The sequence below is a fragment of the Pseudomonas sp. GW822-FHT01E03 genome (genome assembly GCF_058802985.1).
Window position 1 is genome coordinate 215,554 of the sequence record NZ_JBXAOQ010000007.1, and the last position, 22,536, is coordinate 238,089.

15 protein-coding genes and 1 pseudogene are annotated in these 22,536 nt (G+C 61.6%); 6 read left to right on the forward strand and 10 right to left on the reverse strand.

What is annotated here, in order from left to right:
- Positions 1 to 49: 49 nt before the first annotated feature.
- On the reverse strand, positions 50 to 751 hold the full coding sequence (locus AC1RP7_RS16240; RefSeq protein WP_493182694.1) for an EthD domain-containing protein: 702 nt from the start codon (positions 749 to 751) through the stop codon (positions 50 to 52).
- A gap of 281 nt (positions 752 to 1,032) precedes the next feature.
- Here AC1RP7_RS16240 and AC1RP7_RS16245 point away from each other — a divergent pair, with 281 nt between their 5' ends.
- Complete coding sequence (locus tag AC1RP7_RS16245; RefSeq protein ID WP_493182695.1) at positions 1,033 to 2,190, forward strand: HD-GYP domain-containing protein; 1,158 nt, start codon at positions 1,033 to 1,035, stop codon at positions 2,188 to 2,190.
- Between the two features lie 51 nt (positions 2,191 to 2,241).
- The gene (locus AC1RP7_RS16250) at positions 2,242 to 6,651 is read left to right on the forward strand and encodes a response regulator (protein ID WP_493182697.1); all 4,410 of its coding nucleotides are present in this window, start codon (positions 2,242 to 2,244) and stop codon (positions 6,649 to 6,651) included.
- A 4-nt stretch (positions 6,652 to 6,655) separates the two neighbouring features.
- Here the strand turns inward: AC1RP7_RS16250 and AC1RP7_RS16255 are convergent, their stop codons facing one another.
- Together AC1RP7_RS16255 and AC1RP7_RS16260 are read right to left on the reverse strand one after the other, a co-directional pair.
- Positions 6,656 to 7,291: a response regulator transcription factor gene (locus tag AC1RP7_RS16255; protein ID WP_102672425.1), complete on the reverse strand. Its 636-nt coding sequence runs from the start codon at positions 7,289 to 7,291 to the stop codon at positions 6,656 to 6,658.
- Positions 7,292 to 7,301: 10 nt separating this feature from the next.
- Positions 7,302 to 9,572: a PAS domain-containing sensor histidine kinase gene (locus AC1RP7_RS16260; protein ID WP_407516424.1), complete on the reverse strand. Its 2,271-nt coding sequence runs from the start codon at positions 9,570 to 9,572 to the stop codon at positions 7,302 to 7,304.
- A gap of 230 nt (positions 9,573 to 9,802) precedes the next feature.
- Between AC1RP7_RS16260 and AC1RP7_RS16265 the strand changes: the two genes are divergently transcribed.
- The 4 genes from AC1RP7_RS16265 (at position 9,803) to AC1RP7_RS16280 (ending at position 15,442) form a co-directional block, all read left to right on the forward strand.
- On the forward strand, positions 9,803 to 11,425 hold the full coding sequence (locus AC1RP7_RS16265) for an acyl-CoA synthetase (protein ID WP_090456052.1): 1,623 nt from the start codon (positions 9,803 to 9,805) through the stop codon (positions 11,423 to 11,425).
- Between the two features lie 118 nt (positions 11,426 to 11,543).
- Complete coding sequence (locus AC1RP7_RS16270) at positions 11,544 to 13,316, forward strand: acyl-CoA dehydrogenase C-terminal domain-containing protein (protein ID WP_493182699.1); 1,773 nt, start codon at positions 11,544 to 11,546, stop codon at positions 13,314 to 13,316.
- An 86-nt stretch (positions 13,317 to 13,402) separates the two neighbouring features.
- Entirely contained in the window at positions 13,403 to 14,359 is a 957-nt protein-coding gene (locus AC1RP7_RS16275; RefSeq protein WP_090456048.1) for a LysR family transcriptional regulator, read from the forward strand.
- A 54-nt stretch (positions 14,360 to 14,413) separates the two neighbouring features.
- A complete protein-coding gene (locus AC1RP7_RS16280; RefSeq protein WP_493182700.1) occupies positions 14,414 to 15,442 on the forward strand; it encodes an AraC family transcriptional regulator in 1,029 nt (342 codons plus the stop codon).
- A gap of 67 nt (positions 15,443 to 15,509) precedes the next feature.
- Here the strand turns inward: AC1RP7_RS16280 and AC1RP7_RS16285 are convergent, their stop codons facing one another.
- The 7 genes and pseudogenes from AC1RP7_RS16285 to AC1RP7_RS16315 all read right to left on the reverse strand — a co-directional run bounded on the left by AC1RP7_RS16285 (position 15,510) and on the right by AC1RP7_RS16315 (position 22,534).
- Positions 15,510 to 16,433 (reverse strand): transporter, encoded by a 924-nt coding sequence (locus tag AC1RP7_RS16285; RefSeq protein WP_154908504.1) that lies wholly within the window; start codon positions 16,431 to 16,433, stop codon positions 15,510 to 15,512.
- Positions 16,434 to 16,540: 107 nt separating this feature from the next.
- On the reverse strand, positions 16,541 to 17,725 hold the full coding sequence (gene acmB / locus AC1RP7_RS16290; RefSeq protein WP_493182702.1) for a methyl acetate hydrolase AcmB: 1,185 nt from the start codon (positions 17,723 to 17,725) through the stop codon (positions 16,541 to 16,543).
- A 178-nt stretch (positions 17,726 to 17,903) separates the two neighbouring features.
- Complete coding sequence (locus AC1RP7_RS16295) at positions 17,904 to 18,584, reverse strand: TetR/AcrR family transcriptional regulator (protein ID WP_493182704.1); 681 nt, start codon at positions 18,582 to 18,584, stop codon at positions 17,904 to 17,906.
- Entirely contained in the window at positions 18,581 to 19,315 is a 735-nt protein-coding gene (locus AC1RP7_RS16300) for a methyl-accepting chemotaxis protein (protein ID WP_462687492.1), read from the reverse strand. The genes AC1RP7_RS16295 and AC1RP7_RS16300 overlap by 4 nt, the downstream gene beginning before the upstream one ends.
- 123 nt (positions 19,316 to 19,438) lie before the next feature.
- Positions 19,439 to 20,209, reverse strand: a pseudogene (locus AC1RP7_RS16305) (cache domain-containing protein); the annotation flags it as partial.
- 66 nt (positions 20,210 to 20,275) lie between these two features.
- Positions 20,276 to 21,427 carry an acyl-CoA dehydrogenase family protein gene (locus AC1RP7_RS16310; RefSeq protein WP_493182708.1) on the reverse strand — a complete coding sequence of 384 codons (1,152 nt, stop codon included), beginning with the start codon at positions 21,425 to 21,427 and terminating at the stop codon, positions 20,276 to 20,278.
- Between the two features lie 18 nt (positions 21,428 to 21,445).
- Positions 21,446 to 22,534: an enoyl-CoA hydratase/isomerase family protein gene (locus AC1RP7_RS16315; protein ID WP_493182710.1), complete on the reverse strand. Its 1,089-nt coding sequence runs from the start codon at positions 22,532 to 22,534 to the stop codon at positions 21,446 to 21,448.
- Between the last annotated feature and the right edge of the window lie 2 nt (positions 22,535 to 22,536).

Genomic DNA, 22,536 nt, shown 5'->3' on the forward strand with positions numbered 1-22,536 from the left:
CATCAGGGCCCGGATGCCGGGCCCTGACACGCTTGACGATTTTCCGGTCCTACAGGCAGTACTGGCTGGTGGGCAGCACGTCGATCTTGTCGAAATCGATGAAGCGGCTGCAACTGTCCATCATCGCCGCCAGGTTGCGCTGGAATTTCCCTTCGTCGCCCGCCGCATCGAAAAAGGCCATGGGATCGGTCATGGCCGCTGGCGGAAAACATTCTTCGACGATGGCATCGATCCGTGGCGCGCCGTGGGTCAGTGCCGACACCACCAGGTTTTGCACGTACTGGAAGTTGGCTTGGGTGTCCACGGCCACCGTCGTGTGATGGTTGCGCCAGATGTCCAGCCAGGCCTCGGGAGTCAGGCGTGGAGGGCGGGTCAGCAGGGCCAGTTGGGCAAACCCGTGGGTACGCTCACCGGGTGTTGCAGGGAAGCGGGTATTGGCGATGGCGACCGACTCGCAGACCAGGTAGGCGGCCAGGCGCGCCGTTGCCGCGCTGATCAGGTTATCGAAAGGGCGGCGAGCCGGCCCGTTGGCACTGTCCAGCCACAGCGACAGGCTGCCATCGGGCAATGGTCGGTTGTTTTCCTGGCGCAGGCCGGCGGCGGGTTGCACATCGGCATCGGCCAGGTTCAATTGCACACCACGGGCGCCGAGTGCCTGCAATTGCCCGGCGACCTCACTGCGCAAGCGATGGGCGAAGGAATCAGGACTGACTTGGGTATCACGCCACAGCAGATAGAAGACTTTTTCCATAGCTATCAAGCTCCTCGTTGCGGTTGATGGATGGAGCGGCGGTCGTGCTGCCAGGTCCATCCGGATGACCGAAAATCCCTGGCGTCATAGTCAATCAAGGTCAGCTTTGGGTAATACCTCAAACAGACTACTGACCCACACGATGAGGGCGGCGGCTGACACTTCTGGTTCGGGCTCGGCGCCGGGCAGCCCTGGAGAACAGCAGCTAAGCTTTCTTGCGCCGGGGCGGCAGTGGAAGTGTTGCCTCGGGATGTCAACGTCTGGCATGGGAGCCACCCGCCATGAGTGCCGAACACAGTCATTACAGTCCGCCGACCCTGCTGGTGGTCGATGACACGCCCGACAACCTGATGCTGATGACGGATCTGCTCAAGGATCGCTACCGGGTCAAAGCTGCCAATAGCGGTGAAAAGGCTTTGCGCGTACTACAGGGCGACTCACTCCCTGACCTGATCCTGCTGGACGTGATGATGCCCGGGCTGTCCGGCCATGAAGTGGCGCAGCAGCTCAAGCGCGACCCGCGTACCCGTGACATTCCCATCATCTTTCTGACGGCCATGGCCGACACCGAAGACGAGATCCATGGCCTGGAACTGGGGGCTGTCGACTACATCACCAAACCAATCAGAGCGGCGCTGGTCCTGGCGCGGGTGGATACCCAGCTCAAGCTCAAGGCGGCTGCAGACTTCCTGCGTGATCACAACGACTATCTGGAGAAGGAAGTGGCGCGTCGGACCCGCGAGGTGATTGCGATCCAGGATGTGGCCATCCAGGCCATGGCTTCACTGGCCGAGACTCGCGATAACGAAACGGGCAACCATATCCGACGGACCCAGCATTACATCAAGGTGCTGGCCGAGCATCTGCGTGCTCATCCGCGCTTCAGTCACTTTCTCACCGAGGACACCATCGAATTATTGTTCAAGTCGGCGCCGCTGCACGACATCGGCAAGATCGGCATCCCCGACCATATTCTCCTCAAGCCGGGACGCTATACCGAGGAAGAATTCGAGATCATGAAGACTCATACGACGCTGGGGCGTGACGCCATCCAGCATGCCGAGGATCAGCTTGGCATTCGCGCCGAGTTCCTCAGCCTGGCCAAGGAGATTGCCTACAGTCACCAGGAAAAATGGGACGGAAGTGGGTATCCGCAAGGGCTGGCGGGTGATGACATCCCCGTCAGCGCCCGGTTGATGGCAGTGGCGGACGTCTATGACGCATTGATCAGCCGTCGGGTCTATAAAGCGGGGATGCCCCACGCGCAGGCCGTCGAGATTATTCGTCAGGGACGAGGCACGCACTTCGACCCCGATATCTGCGATGCCTTCCTCGATTGCCTCGAACAGTTCCAGACCATTGCCGAGCGCTTCGCCGATACCGACCAGGACATGGCCGGCAAGCGGGCTGCCCTGGAGCGTATCGGCCAGGCTCCGTGAACCCGCGATTGTCTCTTCGTCAGTGTTTTCATCAGGTCCACGAGGATAGTCATGGCCGGATTGCGTACCCTGCTTGAGCGCCTCGCGCTGCTTCACAAACTGATCCTGGGTTTCTCGGCGCTGCTGCTGTTGGTGCTGGTGCTCGGCGTGCAAAGCCTGCGCACCCAGCAATCGCTGAAGCAGGACATGCAGAACCTCTATCTGCAGGAACTGGTCGGCATGGAGCACTTGCAGGAAGCCCGTGTGCAATTGCCCCATATGATGCAAGCACTGCAGCGTGCGGTGGGCACCGACAGCGCGCAGATTCGCGTCGAATCCCTGCAGCAACTGCATGATATCCGCGAAGGCCTGCAGCAGGCCGTGGCCCGCGCCAAAGTGACCTTAAGGCGCGCGGATAATCTGGCGCGCCTCGCCGAGCTCGACCTGCTGCTGCAACAGTTGCAGCGTCATAGCGACCAGGCCTTTCTATCGATCGACCAGGGCCAGCAGAACAAGGCGTTGGTACTGCTCAATAGCAGTGAATTCCAGCAACTTGCCCGGCAGGCCGACGGCCTTTTGTACGCGATCGTCCAGATCAAGGAAGCCTCGATTCGCGACACGGCCAAGGACATTGCCGAGTTTGCCGAACACAGCACCAGGCTGACCTACGTACTGTTGTTCGGTGGTTTGTCGCTGGCGTTGCTGTTGTCCTGGGTCGTCAGCCAGTCGATCCGCAATCCACTGAACCGGGTGCGGGTGGCGGTAGACCAATTGGCCGCGGGGCAGCTCGATCAACCGATTCCCCACACCGACCTGAACAACGAAACCGGCGATCTGGCGCGGGCCATCGCCAAACTGCAGACCGAATCCCAACAGCTTGAGCGCCAGCGCTGGATCAAGGCCCATACCGCCCAATTGCAGGTCGATCTGCAGCAGGCAGAAACCCCGGCCGAACTGGCGCAGGTGTTCCTGCAGTGCATGGCCAGCCTGCACGGAATCTGCCAGGGGGTGCTGTACAGCGCGCAGGAGGATTCCGGCACGCTGCTGTTGATGGGGCGTTATGCCACCGATTCCGAGCGGCCACCCGAGGCGCAAGTCATGTTCGGCGATGGCCTGTTGGGGCAGTGCGCGGTGGACCGCGTGCCGCGTCAGTTTCAGGCGATGCCGGAGCAATATTGGCGTTTGTGCTCGCCCCTTGGTGAGGTCCCGGCCCGTTGCCTGCTGCTGCAACCTATTGTCCGTGGCGAGCGGTTGCTGGGGGTGCTCGAACTGGCCGGGCTGGAGCCCCTGGGCGAGCGTGAACTGCTGCTGTTGCAGGAAGCCACCCCACGTTTGGCCGCAGCCATGGCGATTCTGGAGCGCAATCAGGCGGTCAAGACCCTGCTGGCGGAAACCCGTCGCCAGGCCAATGAAATGGCGGAACAGGCGCTGCAACTGGAGCAGCAGGCGCAGGCACTGGAAACCCAGCAATCGGCGTTGCGTGCCACCGAAGCCTGGTATCGCGGGATTATCGAAGCGGCGCCGGACGGCATGCTGGTGGTCGATGCCCAAGGACAGATCCTGCGCACCAATCGCCAACTGGATCAGCTGTTCGGCTATAGCGCCGGTGAGCTGATCGGCGAGTCCATCGATCGTTTGGTGCCGTTGGCCAGCAGAGGGCGCCACGAGGCGCTGCGCAAGGGCTTCATGGCCCACGGCGCCACTCGCCAGATGGGGGCCAACCTGGACGACCTGCAAGGCGTGCGCAAAGACGGAAGTCTGTTCTCGGCGGAGATCAGCTTGTCGCATCTGCCGAGCCTGGAAGGGGACGGCGTATGCGTCTGCGCTTCGGTGCGCGACGTGAGTGAACGGCGTCAGCTGCAGGCGGCACTCAAGACCAGCGAGGCACAGTTGCGCGCAGTACTCGACAGTAGCCCGGTGGCCATGGTGATCAGGGACGTCGATGGCCGTCCGACCTACTGCAATCCGCAGTTCGACAGTCTGTTCGGGACTCGTCTGGCTGAACTCGAAGGTGCGGATCCGGCGCAGTTCTGGGTCGACCCGCAGGCACACCAGCGCTTTCTCGAAGCGGCAGCGCAAGGTGCAGTGCTGAACTTCGAGACCACCCTGCAGCGCGCTGGAGGCGAGCGCTTCGACGTACTGGTTTCGGCCGTCACGATGACGCTGGGGGAGCGGGGCATGGGGGCCAACTGGTACTTTGACATCACCGACCGCAAGACCGCCGAGGCCGAGGTGCAGCGCGCACGGGAGGCCGCAGAAGAGGCGACCCGGGCCAAGAGCAACTTCCTGGCCACCATGAGCCACGAGATCCGCACACCGATGAACGCCATCATCGGCATGAGCTACCTGGCATTGCGAACCGAGCTCGACCACCGCCAGCGCAATTACATCGAAAAGGTCCACCGCTCGGCGGAATACCTGTTGGTGATCATCAACGACATCCTCGACTTCTCCAGGATCGAGGCCGGCAAGATGCACCTGGAGCACATTCCCTTCCACCTCGAGGCCGTGCTCGACGGCTTTGCCAGCATGATCGGCCTCAAAGCCGAGGACAAAGGCCTGGAATTGCTGTTCAGCACCGATGCCGAGCTGCCGACCGCCTTGATCGGCGACCCGTTGCGCCTTGGCCAGGTGCTGATCAACCTGGGCAACAATGCGACGAAGTTCACCGAGCAGGGCGAGATCGTGCTCGGCGTAGAGCACCGGGGCGCGGCAGGAGAGCAGGCGCAGCTGCATTTCTGGGTGCGCGACACCGGGATCGGCATGAACGCCGAGCAATGCTCGCGCCTGTTTCAACCCTTCAGCCAGGCCGATAGCACCACCACCCGCAAATACGGTGGCACCGGGTTGGGCCTGGCCATCTCTCGGCATCTGGTGGAATTGATGGGCGGGCGCATTTGGGTAGAGAGCGAGCCGGGCCTTGGTTCCACTTTCCATTTCGAGGTGAGCCTGGGGGTGCAGCGCGACAGCCATTTACGGCGCATGGTGACCGCCGACGAATTGCTGGGCAACCGTGTGTTGGTGGTCGATGACAACGCCAGCGCGCGGGAGATCCTGTCCAGCATGGCGCGCAGTTTTGGCGTGGAGGTGGACGTCGCGCAAAGCGGCCGGGCCGCACTGGCCATGCTGGTGGACGCCGAAGCGAAGGTGCTGCCCTATGATCTGGTGCTGATGGATTGGCGCATGCCTGGCATGGACGGCGTGGAAACGGTGCGGCAGATGCAGGCCGCCAAACTGGCGCAAACGCCGTCGGTGATCATGGTCACGGCGTTCGGTCGCGAGGAAGCCCGCGAAGAGGCCAGTCGGTACGGCATTCATTTGCCGGTGGTGCTGACCAAGCCAGTGACGCCGTCCACTTTGCTTGAGGCGCTGGGCACGGTGCTCGGCAAGATCCCCCAGGCCGATACCCGGGCCAGCTCGCGACTTGGCCAGAGTGCCAATGCCATGGCCAGCCTGCGTGGCGCGCGACTGCTGTTGGTCGAAGACAATGAGCTGAACCGCGAGCTGGCCTGTGAACTGCTGGAGAGCGCCGGGATCGAGCTGTGCCTGGCCGTTCACGGCGCAGAAGCGCTCGACCAACTGGAGCGTGACGCAGACTTCGATGGTGTGTTGATGGACTGCCAGATGCCGGTGATGGATGGTTATACCGCGACCCGCAAGATACGTGAGCAGCCACGCTGGGCGAATCTGCCGGTGATCGCCATGACTGCCGACGCCATGGCGGGGGACCGCGAGCGGGCGCTGGCCTGCGGCATGAACGACCACATCTCCAAACCCTTGAACGTCGACGACATGTTTGCCACGTTGGCCAAGTGGATACATCCGCGAGCTGACCGTGGCGCGATGTCGGCCGACGTTTCGCCGGTCACCACGGAGTCAGCGGCGAGCCTGCCAGCCAGCCTTCCCGGCATTGATTTGAAAGCGGGCCTGGGCACCTGCATGGGCAAGGTCGAGCTCTATCTGCGACTGCTGCGCAAGTTTCGCTCCAGCCACCAGGCTTTTTGCGCCGAGTTCCTGGCTGCCCGAGGCCAGGGCGATCGTTCGACGACGGTCAGGCTGGCCCATACCCTGCGCGGAACGGCGGGCAACATTGGTGCCGTTGAAGTGGCGAATGCAGCCGCCGCACTGGAGCAGGCGTGTCTGAACGGTGGGACGAACGATGGGGCGGAGCAGGACCTGGCTGACCGGCTGGTGCAGGTCGAGCGTTGCCTGACAACGGTGCTGGAAGGTTTATCGGTACTCCGCGAGCCGACATCGTGCGCAGACTCATCAAGCGTGCCACCGGGCAGCGAATGGCATGCGCAATTGGCCCACGTCCGATCTTTGCTGGCCGAGAGCGACACCCAGGCGCTGACAGCCTTGCTCAAACTGCAGGGGCTGGCTTCAGACCCGCGGATGACCGAGCAATTGCTTCGGGTTGTGCGGCAAGCGGAGTGCTTCGATTTTGATCAGGCGCTGGAGCTGCTTGAAAACCTGTCCTGAGGAATCAACGCAACTTCAGCGGATCGACCATCTGCGCCGCGATGGCCATGCCCACCAGGTCCGGCAGCGTGTTGGCCTGCATGCGTTTCATGACGCGCGCGCGATACAGATCAACGGTTTTTGCACTTACGCCCAGTTGCTCCGCGATTTCGCGGGTGGTGTAACCCTGCACCAGTGGCAACAGGATATCGCGCTCGCGCGGGGTCAGGGTCAACAAGCGCGCCTGCAAGGCTTCGTGGCCCTGGTTGCCCGAACGGTTGGCGGCACAGTTGCTGAGCGCCTGTTGCACGCTGTCCAGCAACAGCTGTTCGTTGTAGGGCTTCTCGATAAAGTCATGGGCACCGGCCTTGAACGCGCGCACCACGATCGGCACATCCGCATGCCCGCTGACGAAGATGATGGGCAGGTTCAGTTGGCGCACACGCATTTCTTCCTGCACGTTCAACCCGCCCATACCGGGCATGCGAACGTCCAGCAGCACACAAGCATCGAGGCTTGCATCGCAGGCATCGAGGAACGCGACGCCACTGGTAAACGGCAAGGCCTTGAGCCCGACCGACTCCAGTAACCAGACCGTCGATTCGAGCATGCCCTGGTCATCATCGACCACGTACACAACGTGCTCCGTTACACCTGCCATTACCTGATTCCTATTGTTGTTTTGTTGGGCCGGCAAGCGGCAAGCGGCAACACATCAGCAGCCCGACAGGCTGGCGCCGGGCATTCAATTCGCCACCGAAACCTTCGATGATGCTGCGGCTCATGGACAGACCGAGCCCCAGGCCATCGGCCTTGCTGGTGTAAAACGGGGTAAATATCTGTTCCAGTTCCGGCTCGCTGACGCCCGGCCCCTGGTCTCGCACACTGATTTCCACGCAGGCGCCACTGCCATGCTCTACGGCCATCACGATCACAGAGGGTTGCCCGGGATGTTGCTCACGGTTGGCATCGATGGCATTGCGCAACAAATTGAGCAGCACCTGTTCCAGCAACACGCGGTCGGCATAAACGGGTGGCAGATTATCCGGCAGTCGATCCTCGATTGTCACTTGGCAATTACTCGCCTCCCAGGCACACAAACGCACGGCTTCGCGGGCGACGTCGGTCAAGTTCAGCGCCTGCATGCGACGCTGTCCCTTGCGCAAAAAGGAGCGTAACCGTCGGATCACTTCGGATGCGTGGGTGGCGTGATGGGTAATGCGTTCCAGGCCCTGGGTCACTCTGGCAGCGGCCTGGGGATTGGAATCCAGCGTTTGCAGGTAGCGCTGGCTTGCATTCGCATAGTTGACCACGGCAGCCAGCGGCTGGTTGATTTCGTGGGCGATCCCCGAGGCCAGTTCACCGAGAGTGACCAGCCGTGCGGTGTGTGCCAGTTCGTCCTGATGACGGCGCTGTTGCACTTCCCGCAGCTCGCGCTCGGTCATGTCGCGCGCGACCAATGAGTAATAACGCTCACCGCCGGCGGAACGGTGCGCCAGCAGTACCAGCGACACCGGCACCGATGTGCCCCCGCCCGGTGGTTGCAAACGCGCATCGGTGCTCCAGACACCGTCGCGCTCGGCGCGCCTCCAGCCATCGCGTTGCAGGCGCGCAAGGTCGCCGCTTGCGAACAACGTGGCCAGGGCCGGCATGGGTTGTTGCTCATCAATCCCGAGGATGCGTCGCGCGGCTGGATTGAGGTAAGTGACCTGGCCCTCGGGAGCGATGAACAACACCGGGTCAATGTTGGCCTCGACCACTTCGGCCAGGCGTCGCTTGTTCTCCTCGGCCTGCACCCGGGCCGTGATGTCCCGGGATATGCTGACGATTTCGACCACCGCCCCGGTGTAGGTTTCGCGGATCGCCCGGCTGGCGGTTTCGAACCACAGGTAGTGGCCGTCGCGATGGCGAATGCGATAGGTCATGGTGTGATAGCCATCCTGCTCCAGCGCATCGCGCGCGCGCTGCACCAGAGCGGCCAGGTCCTGGCTATGAAACAGGCCCTGGGCCATTTGCCCGCGCAACTCTTCAGGCCAGTAACCGAGCAGGGTCCAGGACGCCGGTGATGCATCGATAACGCGACCTTCGGGGGTGTGACGGGATATCAGGTCAGTCGTGTTTTCGATGATCAGCCGGTACAGCCGTCGTGCGGTGGCCGCTTCACGCTCCGCCAGCACTTGCGCCGTGGCGTCGCGGCAACGGGCGAGCACTCGGTTGTCCTGGGGATCGGGAATGAACGTCCAGATCAGGATCTGCGTTTCAAACTGAGCCTCGACACCTTCGACGGCGCGTTGCTGGTCCAGGCAGGCACGCACCAGCACCCGATGATTGACCGGTAAAAAGCCCAACACATCGGTCAGTGACTTCTCGGCGAGCAGCGCCATCAGTGCCGCGTTGAACTCCAGCGGTCGACCTTGCGCATCGAGCAACAGGCTCGGTTGCGGATCGTGACCCAACAGTGGCGAACCACGCAGCAGGCCGTTGACGCTGCTCAGCAGCGTCGTCAGCAAATCCTGTACCCAGCCCAGCCAATCGAGACTCACGCCCTCGCGCACTTCCACCAGCAACAAGCCCGGCTGCCCCGGCTGCAAGGCCAGATCAAATACCTGGCCATGGCTGATCGCGGCCCGGCGCAACCGGCCGGACAACCAGCAATCGAGTTGACGGACTTGAGCCAGGTCCAGGCGGCCTGCCTCGACCAGATGCTCGAAGAGCAACTGGTCGCTGGCCAGCGCCGGGTCGCCAAGTCCCGGCGGTAAATGCTGGGCGGCGCCCTCATGGCTGTAGATCCGCGCATTGGGCTGCCAGCTCAGGTAAACCGCCCGCTGCACCTCAGGGCAATCCTGCAGCGCCCGACACAGCGCATCGGCCCGGGCGGCCAGAGACACACCCTCGCGCTGCAGGCGCAACCAACTGTGCAATCGAACGGGCGTCAGGGTCATTGCGGGTCCACTTTCTCAGGGAAACCAAGCATATACCAGCCTTGGAGCGTTGGCGGCATTGATTCGGACTTAACAGAAATATATATAGTACTAATACTATACGACGTAGGTTCTACTTCCATATCAATGACGCAGTGTTATATAAAGTCATCCGGACTTTGAAGGTGACTGCGGCGACTGCGCTGCAAGGTCAACCATAGAGCTAACAATCAGCCATCGAGTACCCGCACATGTCTATCTATGACCAAGGCCTAGGCCCTTCGGCTGTCAACCACATTGCCTTGTCTCCGCTGAGTTTCATCGAGCGCACCGCCAGCACTTATCCCGATCACCTCGCCGTAATCCACGGTTCGATTCGCCGCACCTGGGCGCAGACCTACACCCGTTGCCGACGCCTGGCCTCGGCGCTGGCCGGTCGCGGTATCGGCAAGGACGACACGGTGGCGGTGATGCTGCCCAACATTCCCGAGATGCTTGAAGTGCATTTCGGTGTGCCGATGATCGGCGCCGTGCTCAACCCGCTCAACGTGCGCCTCGATGCCGAGGCGATCGCATTCATGCTGCAGCATGGCGAAGCCAGGGTGTTGATTACCGACCGCGAGTTCCATGATGTGATCCAGGCAGCGCTTGGCATGCTGGATCACCCGCCTTTGGTGATCGACGTCAATGACCCGGAATACGGTGAAGGTCAGGCCGCGAGCGACCTTGACTACGAAGCGCTGTTGGCCGAAGGCGACCCGGCATTCGACTGGCAATGGCCGGGCGACGAGTGGCAGGCCATTTCGCTGAATTACACTTCAGGCACCACCGGCAACCCCAAGGGCGTGGTCTACCACCATCGCGGCGCTTACCTGAGCGCATTGGGCAACCAGATGACCTGGGCCATAGGCAACCATCCGGTGTACCTCTGGACCCTGCCGATGTTCCATTGCAATGGCTGGTGCTATCCATGGACCATCACTGCCCTGGCGGGTGTGCACGTTTTCCTGCGCCGGGTCGATCCACAGAAAATCCTCACGCTGATCCGCGAGCATCAGGTCACTCACCTGTGCGGTGCGCCGATCGTGCTCAATGCACTGGTGAACATGCCCGAATCAGCGAAAGCGGCCATCGATCACCCGGTCAATGCCTTGGTCGCGGGCGCTGCGCCACCGGCCAAAGTCATCGGTGCCGTCGAAGAGATGGGCATCAAGGTCACCCATGTGTTTGGCCTGACCGAAACCTATGGCCCGGTGACGGTCTGCGCCTGGCACGCCGAATGGGATGAGTTTTCCCTGGAGGAGAGGGCGCAGATCAAGTCGCGACAGGGCGTGCGCTACCCGACGCTGGAAGGCTTGATGGTCGGCGATAGCACAACGCTGGAGCCAACCCCGCGTGACGGCCAGACGATCGGTGAGATCTTCATTCGCGGTAACACCGTCATGAAGGGCTACCTGAAGAACCCGAGCGCCACTGCCGAAGCGTTCGAAGGCGGCTGGTTCCACACCGGTGACCTGGCCGTCTGGCATCCTGACGGTTACGTCGAAATCAAGGACCGGCTCAAAGACATCATCATCTCGGGCGGCGAGAACATTTCCACCATCGAACTTGAAGGGGTGCTCTATCGCCACCCGGGTGTGATGGAAGCAGCCGTGGTCGCCCGTCCCGATGAGAAATGGGGCGAAACACCCTGCGCCTTCGTCACCTTGAAGGCTGATCACCAGGACGTTCGCGAGGCTGACATCATCAGTTTCTGTCGTGAGCATCTGGCCGGATTCAAAGTACCGCGCACAGTGATCTTCACGCTCTTGCCAAAAACTTCCACAGGCAAGATCCAGAAGTATGTGTTGCGTGACCGGGCCAAGGCGCTCTGACCCGATCCGACATTGCATCCATCTGGCAGCAGGTGTTTGACCTGCTGCTGCGGGTTCGTGCAGGCCGAATTCGGCTGTGCCCTGCCCATGACACAACCGTGCCAACGAGGTTTACGTTATGCCCGAATTCAAAGTCCCGCTGCGCGACATGCGCTTTGTGCTGCACGAAGTGTTCGATGCTCCGGCCATGTGGGCGCGCCTGCCGGCCTTGACCGACAGCATCGACACCGATACGGCAGACGCCATTCTCGAGGAGGCGGCCAAAGTCACCTCGCACCTGATTGCGCCCCTCAATCGCAGTGGCGACGAAGAAGGCGCGCAGTGGCATGAGGGCCGGGTCACCACCCCCATCGGTTTCAAACAGGCTTACGCAACCTACATCGAAGGCGGTTGGGTGGGACTGTCCGGCAACCCCGGGTTTGGTGGCATGGGCATGCCGAAAATGCTGGCCGTGCAGTTCGAAGAGATGCTCTACGGCGCCAACTCAAGTTTTGCGCTGTATTCCGCATTGAGTTCCGGTGCCTGCCTGGCGCTGGACGCCCATGCCAGCGACGCCCTGAAAAACCTCTATCTGCCGCCGATGTATGAAGGCCGCTGGGCCGGCTCCATGTGCCTCACCGAGGCCCATGCCGGTACCGACCTGGGGCTGATCCGCACCCGCGCCGAACCTCAGACTGACGGCAGCTACAAGATCACCGGCAGCAAGATTTTCATCACCGGGGGCGATCAGGACCTGACTGAAAACATCGTTCATCTGGTACTGGCCAAACTGCCGGACGCGCCTGCTGGCCCGAAGGGCATTTCGCTGTTTGTCGTACCTAAAGTCCTGGTCCATGCCGACGGTTCCCTCGGCTCGGCCAACGCCGTGAGTTGCGGTTCGATCGAACACAAGATGGGCATCAAGGCCTCGGCCACCTGCGTGATGAACTTCGACGGCGCCAGTGGCTGGCTGGTCGGTGAAGAGAACAAAGGCTTGGCGGCGATGTTCACCATGATGAATTACGAACGCCTGTCGATTGGCATTCAGGGCATCGGCTGCGCCGAGGCGTCCTACCAGAGCGCCGTCACCTATGCTCGCGAACGCGTTCAAGGTCGGGCGCCCACCGGTGCCGTGGCCCCGGACAAGCCGGCCGACCCGATCATCGCTCACCCGGATGTGCGGCGTATGCTGCTGGGCATGAAAGCCATGACCGAAGGCGGTCGCGCATTCGCCTGCTATGTCGGGCAACAACTGGATCTGTCGAAATTTTCCGACGATGCCAGCGAGCGCGATTGCGCGCAGATCCTGGTTGCGCTGCTGACGCCAGTGGCCAAGGCGTTTTTTACCGACACCGGCCTGGAAAGCTGCATCAACGGCCAGCAGGTTTTCGGCGGCCATGGCTACATCCGCGAATGGGGTCAGGAACAATTGGTCCGTGATGTGCGCATTGCACAGATCTACGAAGGCACCAATGGCATCCAGGCATTGGACCTGCTCGGACGCAAAGTGCTGGCCAACGATGGCGTCGCGCTACGCCTGTTCGCTCGGGAAGTGCGCCACTTCGCACTGCACCACGAAAGCGCGTATGGCAGCGAACTGCTGAAGGCCCTGGAACGCCTGGAGGGCCTCAGCAACTGGCTGCTGGAGCGGGCCAAAGCCAACGCCAACGAAGTCGGCGCAGCCTCCGTGGAGTACCTGCACCTGTTCGGCTATGTCGCCTACGCCTACATGTGGTCGCGCATGGCCGCCGTGGCCCGGTCCAGACTTGACCGGGACCCGCCGTTCTACGCTGCCAAACTGGCCACCGCCGAGTTCTACTTCGCGCGCCTGCTGCCACGGACGCTGAGCCTGGAAGCCAGCATCCGCGCCGGCAGTGCACCACTGTACGGCCTTGCTGACGAACAGTTCTGACGATTAAGCGTTGCGCGGCGCCTTGCCACTCCCCGGGCCCGCGCTTTTTATTCACTGGCCCTCTCAAAGTACGGCAGGAAAGCCTGATGAATATGCAAACAAGTACAACGCAAGGTCACTTGAACTGGGACGACATGCGCTTCTTTCTCGAGGTCGCTCGTGCCCGCACCGCCAGCGGTGCAGCCCGCCGCCTGGGGGTGGACTACACCACGGTAGCGCGACGCATCCGCGCCCTGGAGCAGAGCCTGGGCGCCATGTTGTTCGAGAAATCGCGAACCGCAGGCTTCGTGCTGACCGTGGAGGGGCAGCGCCTGGTCTGCCACGCCGAAACCCTGGAAAGTACACTGCTGGTAGCCTGCGAACAGGTTTTCGGCACCACCGGAGGGCTTGCCGGGCACCTGCGCATCGGCTGTACCGAAGCCTTCGGGTCCTGTTTCATCGCAGCGCAGATGAGCCACTTCCTCGAGCACTATCCGAATATCTCGGCGGATATTTTGCCGGTCCCGCACTTCGTCAACCTGTCACGGCGTGAGGCGGACATCGCCATCACCCTGGAACGGCCCGAGCGCGGTCCGTACGTGTGCTCGCGGCTGTGCGATTACCGCCTGCGTGTGTATGCGACGCCGGAGTACCTGGCCAGTCATCCGCCGATTGGCTGTCGCGAGGATCTGGCCGGTCACCCGTTCGTGACCTACGTCGATGATCTGGCCTTCAGCTTCAAGCTGCTCTACCTGAACGACCTGATGCTCGGCGCGCGCAGCCGCCTGCGCAGCACCAGCGTGGTCGCCCAGTACCATGCGGCTCTGGAAGGGCGGGCGTTGGCGATCCTGCCTTGCTTCCTCGCCGGTCCCGACCCGCGCCTGTGCGAGGTGCTGCCGGATCAGGTGGAGGTCACGCGACAGTTCTGGATGTACTACTGTGAGGACCTGCGCAACCTCAAGAGGATTACCCTGGTGGCCGACTACCTGCGCACTTGCGCGAAGCTCAATCGTCCGCTGCTGATGGGCGAATCACACCAGATGGTCTACCCGCCGTTGCTCTGAGTTGCAGGTCTGGCCATCGATTGGACCCTAAAAAAATAAAAATCAGGTGTCTCTATGCTTCTTGAACATGCGTTGTTAACCGATGCCAGCGGCAAGCCGATTCACCAGCATCACAAAAGTTTTTCAACCGAGTGGGATGAAATCAGCGACTGGTCGGATCGCATGTATATGCCCTACCGTGTGGCACCCAAAGGGCAGGCCATCAAGCCGCACGCCACCATGCATTCGTCCAGGATTGGCGAGTTGACGCTGACTCGTTTTGCCTATGGCGTGCCGGTGAGCGTCGATGAATTTTCGCCCGAAGCGGGGAATGCGCTACTGCTCACCACTATTCGCGGCAATGCCCGGCACTGGACCCGGCGTTCCGTCACTGAGGATACGGCAATGGGTGAATCATTCGTTGCCGATTGCAGTCGTGTCGAGTACCGGATCGACCTCGACCCTGATCACTTGCAACTGAATCTGACCATTCCTCATGCCGTTTTGGAGCGGATGGCGCTGCAGTGGTTTGGGTTCGTGCCCGATGATCAGTTCTGGAGACACAAGTGCGTCATCGGCGGAGTCGGGTCGAGCTGGCTGAGTTTGCTGGAGTACACGGTTCGTTGTATTGCCGAAGCTCCCGCACACATGGCTGAAGGGCGAATGGGTACTCACCTGGAGCAAAGTCTTTGCGTTCATATGCTGCAAGAATGGGCTGGCCGCGCCGGGCGGGCAGGGCTTGATTTGAATAGTCCACTGAACCGGATTGCACCCCGTTATGTCAGGGCTGCCGAAGAGTTCATGAGTGCCAATGCTGCGAGCCTGCCGACGATGGGTGAGATTGCCAGTGCGGTAGGGACCAGTGTGCGGACATTGAGTGGTGCCTTCGCGCGTTTTCGCGGCATGACGCCCGGTGCGTTCCTGCGTGAGCAGCGATTGCAGGGGGCGCACCGCGATTTGCTGGCGGCGGACCCGCAATCGGGAACCACCGTTTCGGCCATCGCCTTTCGCTGGGGTTATCTGAACCTGGGTGAATTTGCGGGGATCTATCGCAAGCGTTTCAGTGAATTACCCTCCCAGACCTTGCAGCGCCGGCTGCGCTAGCGATTGGAGGCGCTACGAGGGCACCGAGAGCGGTGTCCAGCCCGCTCTCGGTGCCATTCACTGTGGGTCAGAACACCCACAACAGCCTTAGGTTAACCCGCTGGTTTTCCTTGAAACCGTTGTCGACCGAGACGTCCTGGCCGTAGTTGAGCAGGGCCTGGAAGGAGGGGGTTATCCAGTATGACGAGCCGACACGGTATTTACTGGTGTCGGGTTCATCGTTCTGATCCTGACCGTCAATGCGCGTCTCACCGCCCCAGAGTCGAGACGCACCGACATGCACCGAAAGTTTTGGTGTCACGGCGTACCTCAGGTAGGTCTGGGTTTGCCACTGCGGCTTCTGGCGCAACGTCAGGTCTTGACTCGTGAGGTCGTCATTTTTGCCAAAGAAGGTCACATCCGCGGTGAGGTCCAGGGAAAGTTTTTCAGTGAGACCGGTCACATAGCCTGTCTGCAATGTCATCTTCCAACGGTTTTCGCCAAGGTTGAGTGCATCGTTGCGGTCATAGTTTCCGGTCGGCACGTACAGGTAGGGTGCAATACCCCAGTAACGATTTTTCGCCGGGTCATTCACGAGCCATAGAGTGGACGCCAGAATCAGATCGCCCATGCCACTGGTTTGTCCCAGCGAGTCGTTATCGCGTGTTCCTTCCAGGCGGCCGAAGGGCAGCAGGAACTGTGTATTGATCGTGTAGTCGCCCAACTGCTGGTAATGCGCGGCGCGCAGTATGCCGATATCCGAGTCGAGCCCCGCTTTGATCGCAACCTTGTGACCATCACTGTAAAGCGAGCGCCGCTGCGCATGCTGCAGGTAAAGCAAACCGATATTGCTGCCGGCTGGAAGCGCAGCGGTGTATTCGCCGGCGTCCACATCGATGGCCTGGGCATTGCCCGCCAGAATCGCCAGCACGAGGCCGGCACCGATCGTTGAAGTGTCAAGTGCGCGCACCAGGGGCCGAACGCGCGCAGGGGTACGTGTGGAGATCTCCATGAATCACCTGTTTTGTTTTTGTTGGTTTTTGGAGAGGAATTTTTTTGTGCAGCATCGCCTGGAGCCCCGGGGGGCTCTCATGCGATCTGCATCGAATCAGTGCCGGGTCAGCGGGTCAGATAGCGGTAGGCCGCCGTTTCGAAATCCAGATAGGCATTGACCGAAACGGAATCGGCGAACGGCAATATCTGGGTGGCCCAAAAACCGCCGATGCCGTTCTTGCGGTCGATCCAATAGAAAAGATTGGCCAATCCGGCCCACGCCAAAGAACCCGCAGGGCGACCGGTGGGGGCGTCTTGATCGTTGATCATGAAACTCATCGCCCACGACTTGGGCATGCCCGGGAAGAACTCTGCGGTATTGGTGAGACTGGGGATAACGCCGGGAAGGGCTTTTACTTTCAGGTTTTCGAGACCATTTTTTTCCGCGAAACGAATCGTTTCCGGTTTGAGAATCCGTCCGTGATCCCCCTGCCCATCGTTGAGCCAGGCACGGATAAACTGACAGTAATCCTTCACGGTCGAATACAGGCCATGGCCTCCCATGTGCACTTCGGGAGCCTGTGGAAGGATGAAATCCTCGAGTGCGCAAAGCGATCCATCCTCTGCGCGTTGGTGCATGCTGGCTCGCCGCTGGAGCATCGACGGGGTCATGGTAAAGGCGGTATCGGTCATGCCCAGCGGCTCGAAAATACGCTGCTGCATGACTTCACCCAGACGCTTGCCGGTGATGGCCTCGACCACCAGGCCGGCCCAATCCATGTTGGAGCCGTATTCCCACTGTTCACCAGGCTCAAACAGCAAGGGTGTTTGAAGCGCCGCCAACGACCCGCTGATGATGCTGGGTTGTCCTTGTTCCTGGGCTAGTCGGTTGTAGTTTTCGTTGAAGAACTCATAACCCAGACCGGCCGTATGAAGCAGAAGCATTCGAGTGGTGATGTGTTTTCTGGGGGCGCGAAGGCGAGGTGTTCCGTCGCTATCAAACCCCTCGAGCACCTTCAGTTCGCCGATCATCGGCACATAGTTCCTGGCAGGCGCATCGAGATCCAGTCGGCCCTCTTCGAACAACTGCAGCACCGCCGTGGCGGTTATCGCTTTGGTCGTGGAAAACATGGCGAAAACGCTGTCGGTCGTCATGGCAGGGGCTTGACCCTGCGTCCGTTGACCTGACGCACCCTCATAGACCAGACCGTCACGCCCGACTATTGCCGCGACTACGCCTGGGACGCGCTGCGATCCAGCCGTGGCAGCATCGAGCAAGTGGTTGAGTGATGATGTAAAACCTGGATTCATTATTTTTATTCTCCTTACACCCGACCCATAGCCCGCTGGGCTGGAGCTTATGGTGGGGTGTGCAGTGGCAGGACTGATTGGCCCGACGTGAAGCGATGAACATCGGGGCCAGTGGAGAGTAAGAAAATAAAATCCGAGGGTTTGTCGGCTGCCGGCAGAGGGTGTCGGAATCAGGTACTTATTTAAGTGCCAGGGAGGAGGGCGATGCGTGAATGACTGCCGCCTCAGTTGCCCGCAATGCACCCTGCAGGGTACTCATCACCATCTCATGCAGCAGCTTGCGGCGTGCTCCAATGCCGGCCTTGGGCTGCCCAACCCAGGCCGGTAGTTGATTGAGCAAGGACACGATGCCGCTTACGGTCGCGCGCCGGGTGACGCTAGCCGGTTTACCGGTGAGTTGGTCTATGGTCTCCACCAGATGCTGCTCGTAGCGTCGGCGCAGGGTCAGAATCGAGGCTTGCTGTTCGCAGCTCAAACAATGGAGGTCGTACTCAGCCAGGCGGAAATGCGCGGCCATACGCTCGTGGAGCCGCAGGTGCGCCTCAAGCAGGCCGTGCAGTCGTACAGTGGGGGCGGATTTGCGACGGGTCACCAGGCTGGCGCCGTCAAGCAACGCTTCGTAGAGCTCCTCGATCAACTCAAACAGCAGTTCCTCTTTGCTATCGATGTGGTTGTAGAGGGAGCCAGCGGTGATCCCCAGGCAAGTGGCCAGGTCGCGCATGCTGACTCGGCTGAAACCATGCCTGGCGAACAGCTCGACAGCCTTGTGCCGGGTTTCCAGGTAACGCGTATTGCGTTCTTCGTCGACAGGCACGGCAAAAAGGGTTTTGGAGGGCTGCATGTGACTCATCGACCTCATACGCGAAACTGTCCCAATAGCCGATTGAGCTGACCCGCAAGTTGGCCCAGTTCCTGGCTCGCCTCGTTGGACCGGTCTGCTGCCTGGGCACTTTCGTGGGCCAGGGAGGCTGCGCGGGTCACGTTCTGGTTGATGTCCTCGACCACGTGTGACTGCTCCAGGGTGGCGCTGGCGATCGAGGCGTTCAGTTCAGTGACATTGCGCAGTGCGCCGAGTACCTGGTGCAGGCTTTCAGCCGTTTGGTGGGCCTGTTCCACGGTTTGTCGAGCGGCTTGGCTGCTGGCATTGATGACATCTACTGCAGCTTGCGAGTTGCCGTGCAGGCGTTCGATCATGTCCTGGATTTGCGCGGTGGACTGCTGGGTGCGCTGGGCCAGCAGGCGCACTTCGTCTGCTACCACAGCGAAGCCGCGACCCTGTTCGCCAGCGCGCGCCGCCTCGATGGCGGCGTTCAGCGCGAGCAGATTGGTCTGCTCGGCGATGGCGCGGATCACTTCCAGCACGCTGCCGATCTGGGTGCTTTCCCGGGCCAGGCTCTGGATCACCTCGACGGCCTGGCCGATGGTATCGGACAACTGGTCGATCTGGAGCAGGCTGATGTCGATGTTGTGCTGGCCCCGACGTGCCTGTTCTTCGGCCTGGCGAACTTCGTTGGCAGCGTGCTCGGCGTTCTTCGCCACTTCCTGCACGGCGTAGGAGACCTCGTGGATGGCGGCGGCCACCAGTTCCATCTGCTGCGATTGCTGCTGGCTGTGGTTCTGGCTATCGGCGGCGATTTCGCCGAGCGACTTCGAAGCCTGGTCCAGGCTGTCAGCGGACTGTATGGACTGACCGATCACGCCACGCAGCTTGTTGGTGAACACGTTGAAATGGCCGCTCAAGTCTGTCAGTTCATCGCGCCAGCGGTTATCCAGATTGCGGGTCAGGTCGGCTTCGCCGCTGGCGATGTTCTCCATCGCATCGACCACCCGCGCCAGTGGCGAGGCGATACTGCGGGCAATCAGCAGGATCAGCGCACTGAGCAGCAGGGCGATCGTCAGCAATATGACGCAGGCCTGAATCAACTGGCGGCGGAACTCGACTTGCACGTCGTCTATGTAGATCCCCGAGCCGACAATCCAACCCCAGGGCTTGAACAATTCGACGTAGGAAACCTTTTCCACCGGCGCGTCGGAACCCGGTTTGGGCCAGCGGTAGTGCACCAGGCCGGCGCCATCGCGTTTGGCCGTGGCGACCATTTCGTCGAACAGCGCCTTGCCGTCCGGATCGAGTGTACCGGCCATGCGCTTGCCCTCGAGCCCGGCATTGGGGTGCATGACCATTCGCGTGTCGAGGTCTTCGAGCCAGAAGTAATCCTCGCGGTCGTAGCGCAAGTCGCGCATGACCGCGATGGCCTGCTGCTGCGCCTGCTCACGACTGAGGCCCTGGCCTTCCAGGCTTTGGAAGTGACGCAGGATGCCGCTGGCGGTCTCGACCACGTGGCGGGTTTTCAGCGCCTTGGCGGTATAAAGGTCGTTATAGCTCTGCTTGAGCATCAGGCCGGCGAGTATCAGCAGCATCAGGATGGATGTCAGCAAAATCAGCCACAGACGGCGGCTAATGGAAATATTGCGCAAGCCGGGCATGGGCAGCTCCACAAGGGGCAAGACAGGGAAAAGCCGGACGCGGCAGTCGCGTCCGGCTGGAGGAGGTCAGAGCGCGTAGTGGCTCAGTTCGCGGGCGATCAGCAGGCGCTGGACTTCGCTGGTGCCTTCGTAGATCTGGGTGATGCGCGCGTCGCGGTAGTAGCGCTCTACCGGGTAGTCTTCCAGGTAACCGTAGCCGCCATGGATCTGCATGGCGCTGGAGCACACGCGCTCGGCCATTTCCGAGGCGAACAGCTTGGCCTGGGAGGCTTCGGACAGGCACGGTTGCCCGGCGCTTTTCAGGCGCGCCGCATGCAGGATCAGCAGGCGGGTGGCGTTGAGTCGGGTGTGCATGTCGGCGAGCAGGTTGGACACGCTCTGGTGCTCGATGATCGGCTTGCCGAACTGGACGCGTTCGCGGGCATAGCCCAGGGCTGCCTCGAAGGCGGCGCGGGCGATGCCCAAGGCCTGGGCGGCGATGCCGATGCGGCCGCCTTCCAGGTTGGACAGGGCAATGGCCAGGCCCTTGCCGCGTTCTCCCAGCAGGTTGGCCTCGGGGATGGTGCAGTTGTTCAGGGTCACCGCGCAGGTATCGGAGGCCTTGATGCCCATCTTGTGTTCGCTGCGGTCGACCACGAAGCCGGGGTTGTCGGTCGGTACCAGGAAGGCCGACAGCCCCTTCTTGCCCAGTTGCGCATCGGTCACGGCGAAGACGATGGCCAGCCTGGCGCGCTTGCCGTTGCTGACGAACTGCTTGGCGCCATTGAGTACCCATTGACCGTTGCGCAGTTCGGCACGAGTGCGCAGGTTGTGCGCCTCGGAGCCAGCCTGTGGCTCGGTCAGGCAGAAGCAGCCGATCGCTTGACCACTGACCAGCAGCGGCAGCCAACTGTCCTGCTGCGCGGGGGTGCCGTATTTCAGCAGGGGGCCGCAGCCTACCGAGTTGTGGATGCTCATCAGCGCGCCGAGGGCACCGTCGCCGGCCGAGATTTCTTCCACGGCCAGGGCGTAGGCCACATAGTCGGTGTAGCTGCCGCCCCAGGTGTCCGGCACGACCATGCCCAGCAGGCCCAACTCGCCCATCTGCGCCACCACGGCGTCATCGATCCAGCCGGCCTTCTCCCAGGCCTGGGCATGCGGCGCGACTTCGCTGCGGGCGAAGTCACGCGCCATGTCGCGGATCATGCGTTGTTCTTCGGTCAATTCGATATCGTGCATTGCAAAGTCTCCTGCCGATCAGGCGGTGCGTACGGGCTTGCCGCAGGCGCGTTGAAACTCGTTGAAGAAGGCCTGCACCCGGGCAGGTTCCAGCTCTGCCAGGGTTGGCGGGTTCCAGCGTGGGCGCTTGTCCTTGTCGATGATCAGGGCGCGTACACCCTCCATCAGGTCGCCCTTGTCGAACCACTGGTAGTCCAGGTGCAACTCCAGAGCGAAGCACTCGGCCAGGCTCAGGTAACGACCACGGCGCAACAACTCAAGCGTCGTGGCCATCGCCAATGGCGAGCGGCTGTCGAGCAGTTTCACCGTCTGCTCGGCCCAGTCTTGCAGCTCGGGGCGTTGTTCACGCTGCAGCGCGGTACGAATGGCCTGGACATCGGGCAAGGCGAAATACTCGTCGATCGCCTGGCGACAGGCCTTGAGCTCGGACCCGGCAAGACGCTCTGTGGCCATGTCGGCAAGCAAGTCCTGCAAGTCTTCGTCGGGCGCAGCGGTCCAGTTCAGGTGGTCGAGACAGGCATCCAGCTCGGCCAGCCGTTCGCTGGGCAGGTAGTAGTCGGCAAGGTTCGCATAGAGGGCATCGGCGGCACGCACCTGGCAGCCGGTGATGCCCAGATAGGTTCCCAGTTCCCCCGGCAGGCGCGGCAGGAAAAAGCTGCCACCGACATCGGGGAAAAAGCCGATGCCGACTTCCGGCATGCCCATCCGCGTGCGCTCGGTGATCACCCGCAGCGAGGCGGCCTGGGCCAGGCCCATGCCGCCGCCGAGGACGAAACCATCGAGCAGCGCCAGCACGGGCTTGGTGTAACCATGCAGGTATTCGTCGAGGGCATACTCTTGCTCGAGGAACAGCTCGTGCTGGTTGTCGCCGGCCTTGTAGCTGTCGTACAGCATGCGGATATCGCCACCGGCGCAGAAGGCCTTTTCACCGGCGCCGCGAATGGTCACGGCGACGATCTGCGGGTCCTGTTCCCAAGCCCACAGGTGCCGGCATAGCAGGCGCACCATGGGCAGGTCCAGGGTGTTCAACGCGCTTGGCCGATTCAGTGTCAGGTGGCCGACGCGGTTGCGTACGCTGGCCAGCACCGGGGCTTGCTGCTCGCTCATGC

Coding starts and splice junctions, on each gene's coding strand:
- AC1RP7_RS16240 (WP_493182694.1), bottom strand. CDS start 751: ATGGAAAAAGTCTTCTATCTGCTGTGGCGTGATACCCAAGTCAGTCCT.
- AC1RP7_RS16245 (WP_493182695.1), top strand. CDS start 1,033: ATGAGTGCCGAACACAGTCATTACAGTCCGCCGACCCTGCTGGTGGTC.
- AC1RP7_RS16250 (WP_493182697.1), top strand. CDS start 2,242: ATGGCCGGATTGCGTACCCTGCTTGAGCGCCTCGCGCTGCTTCACAAA.
- AC1RP7_RS16255 (WP_102672425.1), bottom strand. CDS start 7,291: ATGGCAGGTGTAACGGAGCACGTTGTGTACGTGGTCGATGATGACCAG.
- AC1RP7_RS16260 (WP_407516424.1), bottom strand. CDS start 9,572: ATGACCCTGACGCCCGTTCGATTGCACAGTTGGTTGCGCCTGCAGCGC.
- AC1RP7_RS16265 (WP_090456052.1), top strand. CDS start 9,803: ATGTCTATCTATGACCAAGGCCTAGGCCCTTCGGCTGTCAACCACATT.
- AC1RP7_RS16270 (WP_493182699.1), top strand. CDS start 11,544: ATGCCCGAATTCAAAGTCCCGCTGCGCGACATGCGCTTTGTGCTGCAC.
- AC1RP7_RS16275 (WP_090456048.1), top strand. CDS start 13,403: ATGAATATGCAAACAAGTACAACGCAAGGTCACTTGAACTGGGACGAC.
- AC1RP7_RS16280 (WP_493182700.1), top strand. CDS start 14,414: ATGCTTCTTGAACATGCGTTGTTAACCGATGCCAGCGGCAAGCCGATT.
- AC1RP7_RS16285 (WP_154908504.1), bottom strand. CDS start 16,433: ATGGAGATCTCCACACGTACCCCTGCGCGCGTTCGGCCCCTGGTGCGC.
- acmB (WP_493182702.1), bottom strand. CDS start 17,725: ATGAATCCAGGTTTTACATCATCACTCAACCACTTGCTCGATGCTGCC.
- AC1RP7_RS16295 (WP_493182704.1), bottom strand. CDS start 18,584: ATGAGGTCGATGAGTCACATGCAGCCCTCCAAAACCCTTTTTGCCGTG.
- AC1RP7_RS16300 (WP_462687492.1), bottom strand. CDS start 19,315: ATGGAACTGGTGGCCGCCGCCATCCACGAGGTCTCCTACGCCGTGCAG.
- AC1RP7_RS16310 (WP_493182708.1), bottom strand. CDS start 21,427: ATGCACGATATCGAATTGACCGAAGAACAACGCATGATCCGCGACATG.
- AC1RP7_RS16315 (WP_493182710.1), bottom strand. CDS start 22,534: ATGAGCGAGCAGCAAGCCCCGGTGCTGGCCAGCGTACGCAACCGCGTC.